A 17,456-nucleotide genomic window follows, 5' to 3' on the forward strand; every position below is an offset into this window, starting at 1 on the left:
GCAGGGCAGCGCCTACTTAAAGTTCACCACCTCTTCCTGCCCCAGATATATACGGCTTTCGGCTGGCTGGGTTTTGGCAATCACCATCCCATGACGAATGGAATAGTGCACTGGCACCTGTCGCCGCACGGCATCGAACCCATTTTCTGCTGGCAGAATAATCAGGTTAGCGCTATTACCTGGCTGCAAGCCATAATCAGATAAATGCATTGTCCTGGCGCTGTGGGTGGTTATCAGATTCAGCCCATCGTTAATTTGGCTATACCCCATCAACTGACAAATATGTAGCCCCATATGCAGGACTTGCAGCATATTGGCAGTGCCCAGCGGGTACCACGGGTCGAATACATCGTCATGGCCGAAGCAGACATTAATTTCTGCTGCCAGCATCTCTTTAACCCGCGTAATACCACGCCGTTTCGGATAAGTATCAAAGCGCCCTTGTAAATGAATATTCACTAATGGATTGGCGACAAAGTTGATACCGGACATTTTCAACAAACGAAATAACCGGGAAGCATAAGCCCCGTTATAGGAGTGCATCGCTGTGGTGTGGCTGGCGGTAACGCGCGCGCCCATATTTTCCCGGTGCGCCAATGCCGCTACTGTCTCAACAAAGCGTGACTGCTCATCATCAATTTCATCACAATGCACATCCACCAGCCGCTGATATTTCTGTGCCAAGGCAAAGGCGATATGCAGAGATTCAACGCCATATTCGCGGGTGAATTCAAAATGTGGGATGGCCCCGACCACATCAGCCCCCAGCCGCAGCGCCTCTTCCAACAACGCGGCACCGTCGGGATAAGAGAGAATCCCCTCTTGTGGGAAAGCGACAATCTGCATCTCCACCCATGGGCTAACTTCTTCTTTTACCTCTAACATCGCACTGAGTGCCGTCAAACTAGGATCGGAAACATCCACATGGGTACGGACATACTGAATGCCATTGGCGATTTGCCACTTCAACGTCTGCCATGCCCGCTGTTTAACATCCTCGCGAGTGAGCATGGCTTTGCGCTCTGCCCAGCGCTCAATCCCTTCAAACAGAGTACCTGACTGATTCCAGCTCGGTTGCCCGGCCGTTTGGGTGGTATCCAGATGGATATGTGGCTCAATAAAAGGCGGCAATGCCAACCCACCTTGTGCATCCAGCACCCCGGCCTCAACAGTCTGCTGTTCCGGCTGCGGGCTAATAGCACTGATTTTGCCCTCCGCGATAGTTATCTGCCAAAAGCCCGCTTGCCCGGCAAGCCGGACATTATTGATAGTGGTGAGTAAGTGATTTGGTAAGGATTGCGTTGTCATCGGTGCCTCCATGATCCCTTTTATATTCTGGTCATAACCACAAGCTATTTGCTTTAGCTTACCCGACCAACAGTATGCTGCCCGATTTTCTTTTCCGTCATTTAAAATCTCAAACTGAAACCTTTCAGCTAAAGATGAATGAAATCCGCAACTTATCAAAAAACGTTAAAAATCATCCATCTACCACCTTAGAGGTATATGGAAAGCAAATTGATTTACATCAAGAAGTGCGGTGTAGGGAGGATTACTGTAAGCGTAGAAAATTAAAAATTGAGGCAAAAATGAGCAAAGTCAAACTTGCCATCATCGGCAACGGTATGGTCGGCCACCGCTTTATCGAAGACTTATTAGATAAAGCAGATAAAGACCAATTTGAGATAACCGTATTTTGCGAAGAACCGCGCATCGCTTATGACCGGGTACATCTTTCTTCTTACTTCTCCCACCATACTGCGGAAGAGTTATCACTGGTTCGTGAAGGCTTTTATGAAAAGCACGGTGTAAAAGTGCTGATTGGTGAACGTGCCATCACTATCAATCGCACCGAGAAAGTGATCCATTCCAACAGTGGTCGTACGCTGTATTACGACAAACTGATTATGGCGACCGGTTCTTACCCGTGGGTCCCACCAATTAAAGGCAGTGAAGGGCAAGATTGCTTTGTCTATCGCACCATTGAAGATCTGAATGCAATTGAGTCTTGTACTCGCCGTAGCAAACGTGGCGCGGTTATCGGCGGCGGGCTGTTAGGGTTGGAAGCCGCAGGTGCTCTGAAAAGCCTTGGCGTTGAAACCCATGTCATTGAGTTTGCACCGGTATTAATGGCCGAACAACTTGATCCGATGGGGGGTGACCAACTACGCCAGAAGATTGAACGTATGGGAGTAAGAGTCCATACCGGCAAGAATACACAAGAGATTGTCCATTCAGGTCAAAACAGCCGTAAAACCATGCTGTTTGCTGATGGCAGTCAGTTGGAGGTGGACTTCATCGTCTTCTCCACTGGTATCCGCCCACAGGACAAACTGGCACACCAATGCGGTTTAGCAACTGCACGCCGTGGTGGTATTGCCATTAATGATTATTGCCAAACCTCCGACCCCGATGTATACGCCATTGGCGAATGTGCCTCATGGCAAGAGCGCACCTTTGGCTTGGTCGCGCCGGGCTATAAAATGGCGCAGGTCACCGCAGACCATCTACTTGGCCGCGAGAACGCCTTCCACGGTGCCGACATGAGTGCCAAACTGAAACTGCTGGGCGTGGATGTCGGTGGGATTGGTGATGCTCATGGCCGCATTGAGGGTGCTCGTAGCTACGTTTATCTGGATGAAAGTAAAGAAATTTATAAACGTCTGGTGGTTAGCGCAGATAACAAAACCCTATTAGGGGCAGTGCTGGTGGGTGATACCACCGATTACGGCAACTTGCTGCAACTGGCACTGAACAACATCGAATTACCCGAAAACCCGGACAGCCTGATCCTGCCTGCCCATGCGGGCAGCAAACCGGCAATAGGCGTGGACTCGCTACCGGACAGCGCGCAAATCTGTTCCTGTTTTGATGTGACTAAAGGCGACATCATTCAGGCTATCGGCCAGGGTTGCCACACCGTTGCCGCACTGAAATCCGCCACTAAAGCCGGTACCGGTTGTGGCGGTTGCATTCCGCTGGTCACCCAAGTGCTGAATGCTGAGCTAAGCAAGCAAGGCATTGAAGTTAACCATCATTTGTGTGAACACTTTGCCTATTCGCGCCAAGAGTTATATCACCTGATTCGGGTTGAAGGGATTAAGTCCTTCGATGCGTTGCTGGAGAAATACGGGAAAGGTTACGGTTGTGAAGTGTGTAAGCCAACCGTAGGGTCACTGCTGGCATCGTGCTGGAATGAGTATATCTTAGAGCCGCAACACACGCCGTTGCAGGATACCAACGATAACTTCCTCGGCAATATTCAGAAAGATGGTACCTATTCGGTTATCCCACGCTCACCGGGCGGGGAAATCACACCGGATGGTCTGTTAGCCATTGGTCGTATCGCCAAACACTATAATTTGTATACCAAACTGACTGGCTCTCAGCGGGTGGGGATGTTTGGCGCGCAAAAAGATGACTTGCCCGCTATCTGGGCGCAACTCATTGAAGCCGGTTTTGAAACCGGACACGCCTATGCCAAAGCGCTGCGTATGGCAAAAACCTGCGTTGGCAGCACCTGGTGCCGCTTTGGTGTCGGTGACAGCGTCGGCTTTGGTGTGGCGCTGGAGCATCGTTACAAAGGTATTCGCACACCGCATAAAATGAAGTTTGGCGTCTCCGGTTGTACCCGTGAATGTTCGGAAGCTCAGGGCAAAGATGTCGGAATTATCGCCACCGAAAACGGCTGGAACCTGTATGTCTGTGGTAACGGTGGTATGAAGCCACGTCATGCTGACCTGTTGGCAGCGGATCTGGATGAAGAAACCCTGATGCGCTACCTCGACCGTTTCATGATGTTTTATATCCGCACTGCCGATAAGCTGCAACGCACCTCCGTCTGGCTGGAAAGTCTGGAAGGCGGCATTAACTATCTGCGCGCCGTGATCCTCGATGACAAGTTAGCTATCAACGACCAGTTGGAAGCCGATATTGCCCGTCTACGCGACAAAGTGATCTGCGAATGGAAAGTGACGGTTGAGAACCCGGCAGCACAGGTTCGTTTTGCCCACTTCATTAACAGCCCGCTACGCGACCCGAATGTACAAGTGGTACCTGAACGTGAACAACATCGCCCAGCTCGTCCAGATGAGCGTATCCCGGTCCGGGTGTTGGAATTGGAGGATAACGTATGAGCCAGTGGATCCCACTCTGTCCATTAACCGATATTTTACCCGGTAGCGGCGTATGCGGCTTGATCGGTGAGCAGCATGTCGCGGTTTTCCGCCCTTATGCTGACGAACAACTCTTTGCCATTAGCAATATCGATCCTTTCGCACAGGCCAGTGTGTTATCACGCGGATTAATCGCGGAACATCAAGGTGACCTATGGGTGGCTAGTCCGCTGAAAAAGCAGCACTTCCGCCTGCATGATGGTTTCTGTCTGGAAGATGAAAGTCGCTCAGTTGCCCATTATGACGTGCGAGTTCGCGACGGCATGGTGCAAGTCAAAGCGTGATAAATAACTGGCGGATCCGGTAAATCTGGATTTTTGACAAAAATAACATCAATCATCCCCAAAGATATTGGCGTTGCAGCAAGGCGGCTAACACCGCTGCGGCGTCAAGAGCAAGGGGATTGGGATAGAGTATGTATACAGATACGATCAACAAATGTGCGGCCAACGCGGCTCGCATCGTCAAGTTATCAAAAGAAAGCCCGCTGGGCTTCTGGATTGGCTCAGCAATGGCCGGTGCCTACGTCGGCCTTGGCATTATTCTGATTTTCACACTGGGTAACCTGATCGATCCTGCTTACCGCCCACTGGTAATGGGAGCCACCTTCGGCCTGGCGCTGACACTGGTCATTATCGCGGGTTCTGAGTTGTTCACCGGCCACACCATGTTCCTAACCTTTGGCGTGAAAGCTGGCACCATCAAATCCAGCCAGATGTGGGCCGTATTGCCGCAAACCTGGTTGGGGAATCTGCTGGGTTCTATTTTTGTCGCTCTGCTCTATTACTACGGTGGCGGTAACCTGCTGTCGGTAGACACTAGCCTGGTACACACCGCTGCATTAGCAAAAACCTCAGCCCCAGCTATGACCCTATTCTTCAAAGGTGTATTATGTAACTGGCTGGTTTGTCTGGCGATCTGGATGGCAATCCGCGTAGAGGGTGCCGCCAAATTTATCGCTATATGGTGGTGTTTGCTGGCCTTTATTGCCTCAGGCTATGAGCATTCCGTCGCCAACATGACACTGTTTGCCCTGTCTTGGTTTGGTAATCACAGCGAGGCCTACACCTTAAGTGGCATCGGTCACAACCTGCTGTGGGTAACACTGGGTAATACCCTGTCAGGTGCGGTCTTTATGGGCCTTGGTTACTGGTATGCCACACCACGGGAAAACCGCCCACAACCTGCGGCAGTTAACGCGCCGCAAGCTGTGAAACAGTAACGTACTGAGAATGTTGATTAAGGGGAAACATGCCGTTGGAGCCATTCGGTGTAAACCATCGAAGCGCCACGGGTATGGTCGCCCCTTCTATCACTGAACTTATCAATAGCCACTTCCGCCCCTAGACTGAAGGATTGCCGATGGACTACTTCCCGATTTTCTGCCAACTGCAACATAAAGCCTGCCTGTTGGTCGGCGGTGGTGAAGTTGCTGAACGCAAGGCTCGCTTGCTGCTGGATGCGGGTGCAGTAATTACCGTCAATGCCTGTGAGTTTACGCCACAGTTTCACCACTGGGCGGAACAGGGGCTGCTCACATTAGTCTGCGGCGAATTTGTACCGGATTTGTTGGCAGAGAAGTGGCTGGTGATTGCAGCAACTGATCAGGTGGCAGTCAACGCCTTGGTCTATCAGAGTGCCAATCTACAGCGGGTGTTCTGTAATGTGGTAGATGACCCGAAACGCACCAGCTTTATCATGCCGTCCATCATTGATCGCTCGCCGATTATGATAGCGATATCTTCCGGCGGTAAAGCCCCTGTATTGGCGCGCTTGCTGCGCGAAAAACTTGAGGCAATGTTGCCACAGCATTTGGGCCAATTGGCACAATTGGCGGGTAATTTGCGCCAACGGGTGAAGCAACATTTTGCCGCGATGGCCGATCGTCGCCGCTTTTGGGAAAAACTGCTTACTCACGACCGCTTGGCACAATCGTTGGCTAACGACGATCAGGTACAAATCGAACAACATATTGAGCATCTGTTTAATGCGCCGCTTAGCGATCGCGGTGAGGTGGTTCTGGTGGGTGCCGGGCCGGGAGATGCCGGTTTGCTGACGTTAAAAGGGTTACAGCAGATCCAACAAGCAGACGTGGTGGTGTATGACCGGCTGGTGTCTGATGAGGTGATGAATCTGGTACGGCGCGATGCCGAACGGATTTTTGTCGGAAAAGAGTCAGGCTATCATTGCGTTCCGCAAGAAAGTATCAATCAGTTGCTATTGCAACAGGCACAGCAGGGTAAACGGGTGGTGCGCTTGAAAGGCGGTGACCCGTTTATTTTTGGCCGTGGCGGCGAAGAGTTGGAAACACTGGCAGAAGCCGGGATTCCGTTCTCGGTAGTGCCGGGAATTACCGCCGCTTCTGGCTGTTCCGCCTACAGCGGGATACCCCTGACTCACCGTGACCATGCGCAAAGTGTGCGTTTGATTACCGGTCATGCCAAAAAAGACACTCAATTAGATTGGGCTAATCTGGCGGCAGAGAAACAAACGCTGGTGTTCTACATGGGATTATCCCAGGCGGGAGAAATTCAGCGACAACTGATCCAACACGGGATGCCAACTACCACGCCTGTGGCACTGGTGGAAAATGGCACCTCGCGACATCAACGTGTAGTCAGCGGCGAACTGAGCCAATTGGGGTTACTGTCCCAGCAGGTCAACAGCCCCAGTCTGATCATCGTCGGTAGCGTGGTCCGTTTACGTGAAAAACTGAATTGGTTTTCCAGTGCAGAGCACGACAAAACAGCGGAACAGGTAGAAAAGGTGGGTTAGGAAACATTGATGATGAAGGGGGCAAACCCCCTTCATATCATTGAGCCTTACGGATGAGCCACAAAACCGATAGCGTCGTACACTTTAGCTAATGTCTGTTGCGCGCGAGCACGCGCCTTGGCAGCCCCTTCACGCATCACTTCCTGCAAGAAAGCCTCGTCTTCACGATAAGTGTGATAACGCGCCTGTAGCTCTGTCAGCATGCCAGAGACGGCATCCGCCACTGCACCTTTCAAATGACCATACATCTGGCCTTCAAACTGTGCTTCCAACTCAGGAACTGATTGACCGGTCACACCTGACAAGATATCCAGCAAGTTAGAAACACCGGCTTTCTTTTCTACGTCATAACGGATCACTGCTGGCTCATCAGAGTCAGTCACCGCGCGCTTAATCTTTTTAACCACCGATTTCGGATCTTCCAGCAGTTCAATGACGTTGTTGCGGTTGTCATCAGATTTGGACATCTTTTTGGTTGGGTCTAACAAAGACATTACCCGCGCACCGGCTTTCGGAATAAACGGTTCAGGAATTTTGAAAATATCGCCGTACAACGCATTGAACCGACCAGCGATATCGCGGCTCAGCTCCAGATGTTGCTTCTGGTCTTCACCGACCGGCACCTGATTAGTTTGATAGAGCAAAATATCCGCCGCCATCAATACGGGATAATCAAACAAACCCGCATTAATGTTTTCAGCATAACGGGCTGACTTATCTTTGAACTGAGTCATACGGCTCAGCTCACCAAAATAGGTATAGCAGTTCAACGCCCAGCTTAGCTGAGAGTGCTCAGGCACATGGGACTGAACAAAAATCGTACTCTTTTTCGGATCAATACCGCAAGCCAGATACAACGCCAACGTATCTAAGGTTCTTTTGCGTAACTGCGCCGGATCTTGACGGGCAGTAATCGCATGCAGGTCAACGATGCAATAAATGCACTCATAATCATCCTGCATCTGTACCCACTGACGCAGCGCACCCATGTAATTGCCAATGGTCAATTCGCCGGACGGTTGCGCACCGCTAAATACGATAGGCTTGATTGGTTTACTGGATACAGCGGTTAATTCAGTGGGTTTACTCATTTTATACTTCCTGATCTTTTAAAGACGACAGCCCGATGGCGGGCAACAGATCGGCAAAATGCTCCAGCACGCAATCGGGGTGACTGGTGGCAATAGCTTCGCCGTAGTTATATCCATAGGTCAGCCCAATACAAGGGCAACCCGCGGCCTGTGCAGCCATAACGTCATTACGCGAATCGCCGACAAATAGCATTTCGCTGGCGCGGAGACCAAGTTTAGCTAACAGTAAATAGAGCGGGGCCGGATGTGGCTTTTTCACCACCACGTCATCGCCGCCAATAATCACCGAGAAATAATCTGCGATACCCAGTGATGCCAGCAAAGGGGCAACAAACGGCGTCGGCTTATTGGTAATCAGCCCCATTGGCAAACCATGAGCGGCCAGTTGAGCCAGCGTAGCTTTCACTTGCGGGAATAGCTGACTCCCCTGTTCAACTGTTTTGGCATAATAGTGGTCAAACAGCTCACGAGTATGTGCCACTGACTGGGCATCTGGCTCATGGCCTGCCCAGCGCAACGCACGCTCGACCAAAATATCAGCACCATTGCCAATCCAGGTGGATACCCGTTCGTTACCGGCAACCGGTAAGCCTTGATGTTGCAACGCCATATCAATAGCACTGGCAAGGCCTGGCGCGCTATCAACCAATGTACCGTCCAGATCGAACGCCACACCACGGATAGAATCGAATTTAGTCATGAGCAGACATCGCCAGCTCACTGCGCATAGCGTCAATTACTGCGGCATAATCCGGTTGACTGAAAATAGCCGAACCCGCCACAAACATATCAGCACCGGCCGCCGCAATTTGGCGAATATTGTCTACTTTCACCCCGCCATCCACTTCCAGGCGAATGTCATAGCCACTGGCATCAATCAATTTACGCACCTGACGTAACTTATTCAGTGTTTCAGGAATAAATGACTGGCCGCCGAAACCGGGGTTAACTGACATCAACAAGATAACGTCCAGCTTATCCATGACATAATCAAGATAGCTCAGCGGCGTAGCAGGATTAAACACCAAACCCGCCTTGCAGCCATTCTCTTTGATCAGTTGTAAGGTGCGGTCGACGTGTTCAGAGGCTTCGGGATGGAATGAAATATACGTGGCACCGGCTTTGGCAAAGTCTGGGACGATACGGTCAACCGGTTTCACCATCAAGTGCACATCGATCGGCGCGGTAATACCATAGTCACGTAGCGCCTGACACACCATCGGCCCGATGGTCAGATTAGGAACGTAATGATTGTCCATCACATCAAAATGCACAACATCAGCCCCGGCCGCGAGCACCTTGGCGGTATCTTCACCCAAACGGGCAAAATCTGCTGACAGAATAGATGGGGCAATTAAAAACTTTTTCATCCGCTTCTCCAAACGTATCTCTTTGTTCTATAAAATATCTGCCTGACAGATGGTGCATCTACGTCAGGGGTTCTATTTCATAAACCATTGGGTTTGAATCTTTACTGAGCGGCATTCCGCTCAGCTATACAGCGCCAAAAGCTCGTTCACTTTACTACGACCAAGAATATTACGGCTGATAGTACGGCGCGCTTTCACCACATGCAGTGACGCTTGATGATACCAATTGCGCGTCAGTTCTGTGTCGTGGTTAGAAATCAAAACTGGAATTTTGTTCTCGGCCGAAAGTTGATAAGCCAGACGAGCCAAATTCTGTTGATCCACAATGCCAAAGTTATTGGTGTGATATGCCGTAAAATTCGCCGTCGCTGACAATGGCGCATACGGAGGATCGCAATAAACTACCGCCCCGTGCACTGCTTTTAAAAGCGTTTCCTGATAATGCTCACAAACAAATACCGCATTTTGCGATTTTTCAGCAAACCAATACAGCTCAATCTCAGGGAAATAAGGTTTTTTATAACGGCCAAAAGGCACATTAAATTCACCGCTCAAATTATAACGGCACAGACCGTTATAACAATGGCGGTTCAGATAGAGAAATAATAATGCGCGGCGATAAGCATCGGTACTGGCGTTAAACTCTTGGCGCAGTAGGTAAAATTGCTCAGAATTATTGAAATCGCCCGTAAATAGAACGCGAGCATCACGCACAAAGTCATCAGTGCGTTCCTTCACGATATTGTAGAGGTTGATAAGATCGCTGTTGATATCGGCCAGTATGTAAGACGCATACTCAGTGTTAAGAAACACCGAACCCGCACCGACGAATGGCTCTATCAAGCAGTCTCCCGCTGGAAGATGGCGTCGTATGTCATCAACCAGCGGATATTTCCCACCAGCCCATTTTAAAAAAGCGCGGTTTTTCTTCATGCCGTCAGTTAGCTACTTAATAATTCAGAGCCGCAGATTGTACTCTGTTTCAAACAGCACATCAGCGCACAAATAAGAATGATTTATTTTTTAAGGTCTTGCTGCACTTGTTGTACAGGTTTAACCCACGGTTTTTTCGCCTGAACATCGGCTGGTAGCGTCGTGATGGCCCTTTTTGCATCAGCAGAAGAAGGGTAGTTACCACTTACTAAAATATACCAAGGTTTGCCATCACGTTTAGTTTCATAGACATGATAGTCAGTTAATTTTTGCTGTTTGGCATAGGCATTCAGTGTGTCTGAGCGCGATGCGCTGCTCAACTGTAGCGTGAAATGACTGCCTGGCGCATTCTTTAAGGTACTGCTGCTGCCAACTGAACTTGATTTAGTCACCGCAGACGCCGCTGGAGAAACCACAGTGGTCGGTTTTTTATGGTTGCTCACTGGCTGCTGTTTAGCCGCCGCCGCTGCTTGTTTCTGCGACGGATGGGTAATAGTTTCACCCGTAACCGGTGCCGGTGCTTTAGCCCCTTTTGAACCAGAAACCGTTGCAGGTGCCGTCGGTAACGTTGATGTCTGGCCGTCATTCATGTTCTGAGACAAGGTATCAACCTGCCCCTGAGTTTGAGAGAGTGCATCAGACATATTGCCCGGCAGCTCAACACGCTGAGTCGGGCTGTTCGCCGAAGGCGGCACTGAGGCCTCAGTTGGCGTTGGCGAAATCGCCGGGGCACTAATATCCTGTGGCTGAGCCGAGTTCTTCACGCCATTGGCATCATGGCCATCACTGGCATTGTTCGCCACGCCGGGCTGGGTGTTATTGCCACTGGTGAGTGAAGATGAATCAGACAGATTAATATTTCTCGCCGCATCAACATTCGGGTTTTGCTGGGACGCTTCATGCTCTGTCGGGGCTTTCAGGGCTGAACCGATGGCAATAATGATCAACAAAAGCACTAAGATGCCGACACCAATCATGATGTGTTGACGTGAAACTGCAAGCTTAGGTCCGGCCGAGGACTTACGGGCACGTGTAGGACGACGGTCACTACTATCTGGTTTCAGATCGTCTTCCGGTTTTAAATCATCCATCTAAACCCTCCAACTAGAGGCAAAAGCCCACCGCATTTATCACTGCGATCTGGCTGATTGATTTTACTGACTGCAAACAGGCTATACCCGTCAGACTTCAGGCTGCATGTGCGTTGGCTACGCTCAATCACCCGAATCACTTACTTATGTAAGCTCATCGGAATTCTCTCGCTTGCCGCCTTCCTGCAACTCGAATTATTTAGGGTATAAACAGCCCGCAGCAAAGGAATAATATCGTACTTATGCCATTTTTATAACTGGCAATCCGTGATAGATGCTAACACCATGTCATGTGCAATACCGCTACGGATTTCTGATTTACCAATAGCCGTTGGCAGCACCAGACGCAATTCGCCCGCCAGCACTTTTTTATCCCGCATCATATGCGGCAGATAAGACTCTGGTGTCATTTCCTGCGGCCCACAGACCGGCAGACCGGCACGCAACAGTAGTTTTTTGATACGCTCAACATCACTGGCTGAGAACTGGCCCAATCGGCGTGAAGTGTGTGCCGCCATCATCATACCAGCAGCAACAGCTTCCCCATGCAACCAGACACCATAGCCCATTTCAGCCTCAATAGCGTGGCCATAGGTATGACCTAAATTGAGTAATGCGCGCATGCCGCTCTCTTCACGTTCATCGGCAGCAACAACATCGGCTTTTAATTCACAACAACGGCGGATGCAGTAAGCTAACGCTGACATATCCAGTGCGAGTAATGCGCCGATATTATTTTCTAACCAATCAAAGAAAGCCGCATCAAGGATGATGCCATATTTGATAACTTCAGCCAGCCCGGAAGCAAGTTCACGCGAAGGGAGAGTTTTTAGACAATCAAGGTCAACCACCACCGATGCGGGTTGGTAGAAGGCACCAATCATGTTCTTGCCCAATGGATGATTCACTGCGGTTTTGCCACCGACAGAGGAATCCACCTGGGACAGTAAGGTAGTCGGAACTTGAATAAAGCGAACGCCACGCTGATAGCAAGCCGCAGCAAAACCGGTCAGGTCGCCTACTACACCGCCACCTAAGGCAACAAGCGTAGTATCACGACCGTGCGGTTTTTCCAGAAGGGCAGAAAATACCTGCTCCAGAACGCTCAGAGATTTATACTGCTCACCATCAGGTAAAATCACCTGATCAACTTTAATGCCACTTTGTTCCAACACTGCCCGGAGCGAATCCAGATAGAGTGGAGCCAGCGTTTGGTTAGTTACCAGCATTACCTGGTCACCCGCTTTTAGTGGCGCAAAAGAGGCCGAATCATTGAACAATCCGGCAGCAATCGTAATGGGGTAACTACGCTCCCCTAACGTGACAGTAATCTTCTCCATGTCGCGCTCAGTAACCTTCTTAACTTACGCCCGGAGGCATTAGTAAAATGCTAAAATCAGTTACTTTCCAGCATGTTGATAATCTGGTTAGCAACAACTTTCGCGCTTTGATCGTCAGTGCGGATGGTGACATCTGCAATTTCTTCGTACAACGGATTACGTTCTTTTGCCAGTGCTTCTAACACTTCACGTGGAGGCGCATCAACTTGTAACAACGGACGTTTTTTGTCGCGCTGTGTACGTGCCAACTGCTTCTCGATTGTGGTTTCTAAATAAACCACAACGCCACGGGCTGACAAACGGTTACGGGTTTCTCTGGATTTAACAGAGCCACCACCGGTTGCCAGAACAATGCCTTGCTTTTCCGTCAGTTCATTAATAACTTTTTCTTCACGATCGCGGAAACCTTCTTCGCCTTCCACGTCGAATACCCAGCCCACGTCAGCTCCGGTACGTCGCTCAATTTCTTGATCGGAGTCGAAAAACTCCATATTGAGTTGCTGAGCTAACTGACGACCAATAGTGCTTTTGCCGGCACCCATAGGCCCAACCAGAAAGATATTGCGTTTCTCTGCCATGTTTTTGGTATTACTAAGACTATTCGTTAATGATAACCCGCCCCGCCAATCAAATCAGCGGCGGGACCTAAACTGAAACCTCATGAGCGATAGTGCGAGATCAGACGGAAAATTATCTCAGCACTTCTGGTAGTTTGGCAACCGAATAAATCGTTGTACACGTCGTGGGAGGGAAACCATACGTTTTTATCGGCGTATCAACGTTATTAAAAACCTCGGAGCTCAATTCGGTAACCCTTGTAAGCTAAATCGGAGGCAGCGTCAAATTTAGAAGCCTCCTATCACACAAAAAGTTGCAGAAAGTCACCAAGATTGGTCTGTTTTCATAAAACACCCCCCATAAGGCTCAGGCACTGATTAGCCTTGGCGTGATGAAAATCACTAACTCCCGCCGACTTTGTTGTTGGGTGTCTTGTTTGAACAGCGCTCCCAGCCAAGGGATATCGGCCAGTATGGGCACTTTATTAACTCCCTGGCTATTTTTTTGCTGGAAAATCCCCCCGAGCACAATAGTTTCCCCATCGTTTACGGTTATTTGGGTTTTTATTTCCTGCTTATCTATTAATAATGCTTCACTATCCCCGCGTTTAATTGCCATTCCGGGCATATTCTGGCTGATTTTCAAGTTTAGGGTAATCTTGCCATTACGCAGTATTTTCGGTGTGACCTCCATCCCTAATACTGCCTCTTTAAATTCGATGGTTGGCCCCCCCTTTTTGCCGCGAGAAACCGTATAAGGAATATCAGAACCTTGCTTGATACTGGCAGTTTGTTGATGGGATGTCACCAGCCGAGGGCTGGCAATAATATCAACCTGATTTTCTTGCTCCAGTGCGCTCAACTCAAGCTCCAGCAGACGTCCACCAATACGGGCAACATTGAATCCAGCACTGAGTGCGCTATTGGGAAGGGGTAAATTAACATTAAAATTATTCACTCTCAGCGAACGAGCTTGCTTTGCGTCATCCATCCCCCAACGCACACCAAGCTCCTGCAAATGTTCCCGACTCATGGTGACAATGTGCGCCGCTAACTGTACTTGCTGTAACGGTAAATCCATCTCTGCCAGCCAGTTTTTCAATAGTGCTAAAGACGCGGGAGTATCGCGAATGAGTAATGTATTAGTACGTTTATCTACCACTACACTACCCAGTGGTGATAACAGCCCGCCTTCGGGAAGAGTCAAACTGTCTGCAACTTGTTCGGCATCAGCATACTGCAAGGCGAGTGAGAAATTATTTAGGGGCTCAGGTGCATTTTTCTGTTCCGCTCGTTGCCGCCTTTCCTGCATCTCGTGTTCGGTGAAAACCATCATCACCGACCCTTCGCGCTCAACTTTCAGACGGCCCATACGCAAAATAATCGCCAACGCCTGTTCCCAAGGGACATCCGCCAATCTCAGGCTGAGATTACCCTCAACCCCGGCAGCAATCACTAAATTCAGTTGCTGGTAATCCGCCAGTGCCTGCAACACTACAGTTATCGGCGCATCGTGGAACTCAACGGTTACCGGCACTCCAGTTTTTGCGCTAAAGGCCCGACTGGTGAGTAATACCAGCAGCAACATCACCCCAGCACTTAGCGCTGGGGTAAACCCACTCCGAGTTTTCGTTGTAGAAACATTCATCAGACTAATTCCTTTTATGTCCTGTGCATTTGAAACGGTAAGGGTGAGTAGCTTGTCTGGCTACCTTGCCACATTCTTTAGCGATGATAATGATGACCTACAGGGACTCGCGGCTCAGCGCATCGACAACACAGCTGGCTCGGCTGATCCAGAACAAAAACTATCTGGGTTTGTGTACTGTAGGCTCACCTGCCGCGAGCCAATGTGAGTAACTTGCCAGTCTGGCAACAACCGTGAGCCTACCACCAGCTTCTGCCAGCGGCCCTCAGGGCGCAGTATCCAACCAGAATAGTAATCCCCTGCCCTGATAACCCCTTGTAGCCGCCAATGGGTGAGTTTCTCCCGCTCGCCATCACAGGGTTGTACTGATATGTCCTGAAAAGGGTTGCGCCCTGTGGCTGCCAATAAGGGGGGCGCATAAACCACAGGTGCCAGTGATACGATTATCAGAGCGACTCCCTTTAGAAGTTCCATGCCACGCTCCCTTTGCTGCTACTCATTGACGCCCCCGGCGAGATATTCTTTCAGGCTTAATTTCACCCTCAGCACAGAATTATCACTATTAATCTCAACTAGCTGGGCCTGAACAGGAGTAGGAATTTCAGACAGTTGACGAAATAAATGGAGTAATCCATAGAAATTGACCCGCAGAGTAGCGTGCCACTGTTGGTACCTTATTGAATCCACCGCCACCTCGCCAACGGGCTCGGATTGCCGCTGCCAACGCATGACTTGCCCGCCAAACGGGGCAATCAATTCACCAGCCAAATGGGCGATTGAGCTATCAAGTGGCAACCATGACGCCTCTTTTTCCTTCAATGCCATGATTTGCTGACGCAGCAGAGAAAGTGAGGGCAACGGTGCCAAAGCCGCCTGCTGGTGCCAAACCTGTTGCTGATGTTGAATAATTTTATGTGCAGTGAGCCTCTGCTGTTGCCATGCAGGGCGTAATAACATGCCATAAACCATGGCACTTAAAAGCCCCAGCAACCCCCACTGCCCGATCAAGAGCTGCCAACCTGGCCTATCCATCCAACGTTGCAACTGCTTATTCATCACTATCTCTGTCCTGCCAGTCAGCCCAAACCGCAAAGCGAAAATTACCGTCATCCTGCTGAACAATCTTTTGTAAGTGCACCTTTGTGAAGAGAGGCAGGCGGCCTAAACGCACTAAAAAGAGATTAATTGCCGCATAACTCTGGCTCATCACCTCAAAAACCACCTTATCACCTTGTGGTACCAGGCTGACCAACCAGCAACTATCGGGAATTTGCTGCGATAGTTGCTGCAATAACGTTGTATACCGGTGGGCGAGTTGGTGGGCTTGACGATAAATCTGAGCACGGTGTTCCCAATGCCGTAGTTGCGCCATTGCCTGTTGCACTTCTTGATGGTGCTGGCTTAACGCAACTTGTTGCTGAGATAGTGCCGCCAGGCGGTTCTGCTGGCTGAGATTTACCGCCCTTGATTGCCGTTGTATTACAACCAATAGGATGATCAAAAACAGGCATTGGCATAACCCTATATTGCGCCAAAAACGGTAACGGGCTGATTGGCGCTCGGCACGCCATAATGAAAAATTAACTTGATACATCAGTAATCTGCCGGGCGTAATGCCAGCCCGCCTGCCAGAATAAATGCAGCGGGGGATGGTGGCAGTGGGGGTTGATACTGGGCAAAAGCCGTAAAGGGTGACCAGCCAGTGGTATTTTCAGCAGATGCAACATCCGCAGCATTGCTGTAATACACCGTTATCGGTATTCCACGCTGCTCGGGGTAACGCGTCTGGAGTTGTTTCAGCAGTGCTGGCAATGGATTAAATGTAGTCGGCGGTTGGCCTGGTGTTACATCATCTGAGTCAGCCGCTACCACACCAAAATCAAACGGCATGTCTGCGGATGACACCCACAGCCACTCATTCGCCAAACGATGAACCAACCAATATGGCCCCGATAACCCTGCCGCTGCCGCCATATAACGCAGTGCGCAAGGGGTTATATCAATCATATGAGGGGACAAGCCAGCTTGATGTAAGCACGCCTGCCATTGTTCGACTTCTGACTGACGGGCAGCCGTGATGACTAACTCACTACTGGATGCCGTTACGTTACGATAATCGAGGGCTAAAGCCTGACTGCCGAGCGGAAATACCTTACTTGCGGTGGCGTTGATAAAGCCCTCACGCTCTGGTTCACGCAAACGCCGGTCCGGTGTAGGAATAGTGTGTTGCAATATGCGCTGTGCGGGCAATGCAATACGTAATGAAATATGTCTTGGTAATTGTTTACGCAATAATTTGAGTTTGTCGCTAACTATATCTGGCTGTTGTAAAATACCTTCCCGCAAAACGCCTGAAGGTAAGGTTTGATGCCACCAGTAGCGCAGTTGCCAGCCATAGCGGCGTCTGACAACAGCCAAGACGCGTATAGCATCTATTTGAATATCTAGCCCAACCTGCCAATATTGTGAGTACATC

The 17,456-nt window shown here is 49.9% G+C and carries 17 protein-coding genes; 4 read left to right on the forward strand and 13 right to left on the reverse strand.

Annotated features, from left to right (window positions below; genetic code table 11):
- Positions 1-12 precede the first annotated feature (12 nt).
- Complete coding sequence (locus tag A6J67_RS02005) at positions 13-1,308, reverse strand: cytosine deaminase (protein WP_032906584.1); 1,296 nt, start codon at positions 1,306-1,308, stop codon at positions 13-15.
- A 281-nt stretch (positions 1,309-1,589) separates the two neighbouring features.
- Here A6J67_RS02005 and nirB point away from each other — a divergent pair, with 281 nt between their 5' ends.
- The 4 genes from nirB (at position 1,590) to cysG (ending at position 6,950) form a co-directional block, all read left to right on the forward strand.
- Positions 1,590-4,136 carry a nitrite reductase large subunit NirB gene (gene nirB, locus A6J67_RS02010; RefSeq protein WP_050297630.1) on the forward strand — a complete coding sequence of 849 codons (2,547 nt, stop codon included), beginning with the start codon at positions 1,590-1,592 and terminating at the stop codon, positions 4,134-4,136.
- Positions 4,133-4,459 (forward strand): nitrite reductase small subunit NirD, encoded by a 327-nt coding sequence (gene nirD / locus A6J67_RS02015; protein WP_032906583.1) that lies wholly within the window; start codon positions 4,133-4,135, stop codon positions 4,457-4,459. The genes nirB and nirD overlap by 4 nt, the downstream gene beginning before the upstream one ends.
- Positions 4,460-4,590: 131 nt before the next feature.
- Positions 4,591-5,397: a nitrite transporter NirC gene (nirC, locus tag A6J67_RS02020; RefSeq protein WP_005186151.1), complete on the forward strand. Its 807-nt coding sequence runs from the start codon at positions 4,591-4,593 to the stop codon at positions 5,395-5,397.
- A gap of 140 nt (positions 5,398-5,537) precedes the next feature.
- Positions 5,538-6,950 (forward strand): siroheme synthase CysG, encoded by a 1,413-nt coding sequence (gene cysG / locus A6J67_RS02025; protein WP_050288680.1) that lies wholly within the window; start codon positions 5,538-5,540, stop codon positions 6,948-6,950.
- Positions 6,951-6,997: 47 nt separating this feature from the next.
- Here cysG and trpS read toward each other — a convergent pair whose 3' ends face one another.
- The 12 genes from trpS to pilM all read right to left on the reverse strand — a co-directional run bounded on the left by trpS (position 6,998) and on the right by pilM (position 17,455).
- Complete coding sequence (trpS, locus tag A6J67_RS02030; protein WP_005186145.1) at positions 6,998-8,041, reverse strand: tryptophan--tRNA ligase; 1,044 nt, start codon at positions 8,039-8,041, stop codon at positions 6,998-7,000.
- Between the two features lies 1 nt (position 8,042).
- A complete protein-coding gene (locus tag A6J67_RS02035) occupies positions 8,043-8,741 on the reverse strand; it encodes a phosphoglycolate phosphatase (RefSeq protein ID WP_032906581.1) in 699 nt (232 codons plus the stop codon).
- The gene (gene rpe / locus A6J67_RS02040; RefSeq protein WP_042568757.1) at positions 8,734-9,411 is read right to left on the reverse strand and encodes a ribulose-phosphate 3-epimerase; all 678 of its coding nucleotides are present in this window, start codon (positions 9,409-9,411) and stop codon (positions 8,734-8,736) included. The genes A6J67_RS02035 and rpe overlap by 8 nt, the downstream gene beginning before the upstream one ends.
- 120 nt (positions 9,412-9,531) lie before the next feature.
- Positions 9,532-10,344 carry an adenine-specific DNA-methyltransferase gene (gene dam / locus A6J67_RS02045; protein ID WP_005186138.1) on the reverse strand — a complete coding sequence of 271 codons (813 nt, stop codon included), beginning with the start codon at positions 10,342-10,344 and terminating at the stop codon, positions 9,532-9,534.
- Positions 10,345-10,427: 83 nt separating this feature from the next.
- Positions 10,428-11,435 (reverse strand): SPOR domain-containing protein, encoded by a 1,008-nt coding sequence (locus tag A6J67_RS02050; protein WP_032906579.1) that lies wholly within the window; start codon positions 11,433-11,435, stop codon positions 10,428-10,430.
- Positions 11,436-11,686: 251 nt separating this feature from the next.
- Complete coding sequence (gene aroB / locus A6J67_RS02060) at positions 11,687-12,775, reverse strand: 3-dehydroquinate synthase (RefSeq protein WP_005186133.1); 1,089 nt, start codon at positions 12,773-12,775, stop codon at positions 11,687-11,689.
- A 56-nt stretch (positions 12,776-12,831) separates the two neighbouring features.
- Entirely contained in the window at positions 12,832-13,353 is a 522-nt protein-coding gene (gene aroK, locus A6J67_RS02065; protein WP_004702222.1) for a shikimate kinase AroK, read from the reverse strand.
- Positions 13,354-13,699: 346 nt separating this feature from the next.
- Positions 13,700-14,920, reverse strand: a complete 1,221-nt coding sequence (gene hofQ / locus A6J67_RS02070) for a DNA uptake porin HofQ (protein ID WP_005186130.1) — start codon at positions 14,918-14,920, stop codon at positions 13,700-13,702.
- A 174-nt stretch (positions 14,921-15,094) separates the two neighbouring features.
- Entirely contained in the window at positions 15,095-15,454 is a 360-nt protein-coding gene (locus A6J67_RS02075; RefSeq protein WP_050297614.1) for a DNA utilization family protein, read from the reverse strand.
- Between the two features lie 18 nt (positions 15,455-15,472).
- A complete protein-coding gene (locus A6J67_RS02080) occupies positions 15,473-16,036 on the reverse strand; it encodes a hypothetical protein (protein WP_032906576.1) in 564 nt (187 codons plus the stop codon).
- A complete protein-coding gene (locus tag A6J67_RS02085; RefSeq protein ID WP_032906575.1) occupies positions 16,029-16,574 on the reverse strand; it encodes a PilN domain-containing protein in 546 nt (181 codons plus the stop codon). Before A6J67_RS02085 ends, A6J67_RS02080 begins: the two co-directional genes overlap by 8 nt.
- On the reverse strand, positions 16,574-17,455 hold the full coding sequence (gene pilM, locus A6J67_RS02090; protein WP_145550589.1) for a type IV pilus biogenesis protein PilM: 882 nt from the start codon (positions 17,453-17,455) through the stop codon (positions 16,574-16,576). Before pilM ends, A6J67_RS02085 begins: the two co-directional genes overlap by 1 nt.
- Position 17,456: the final 1 nt, after the last annotated feature.

It is taken from the genome of Yersinia sp. FDAARGOS_228 (assembly GCF_002073315.2).
GTDB classification, from domain to species: Bacteria; Pseudomonadota; Gammaproteobacteria; order Enterobacterales; family Enterobacteriaceae; genus Yersinia; species Yersinia intermedia.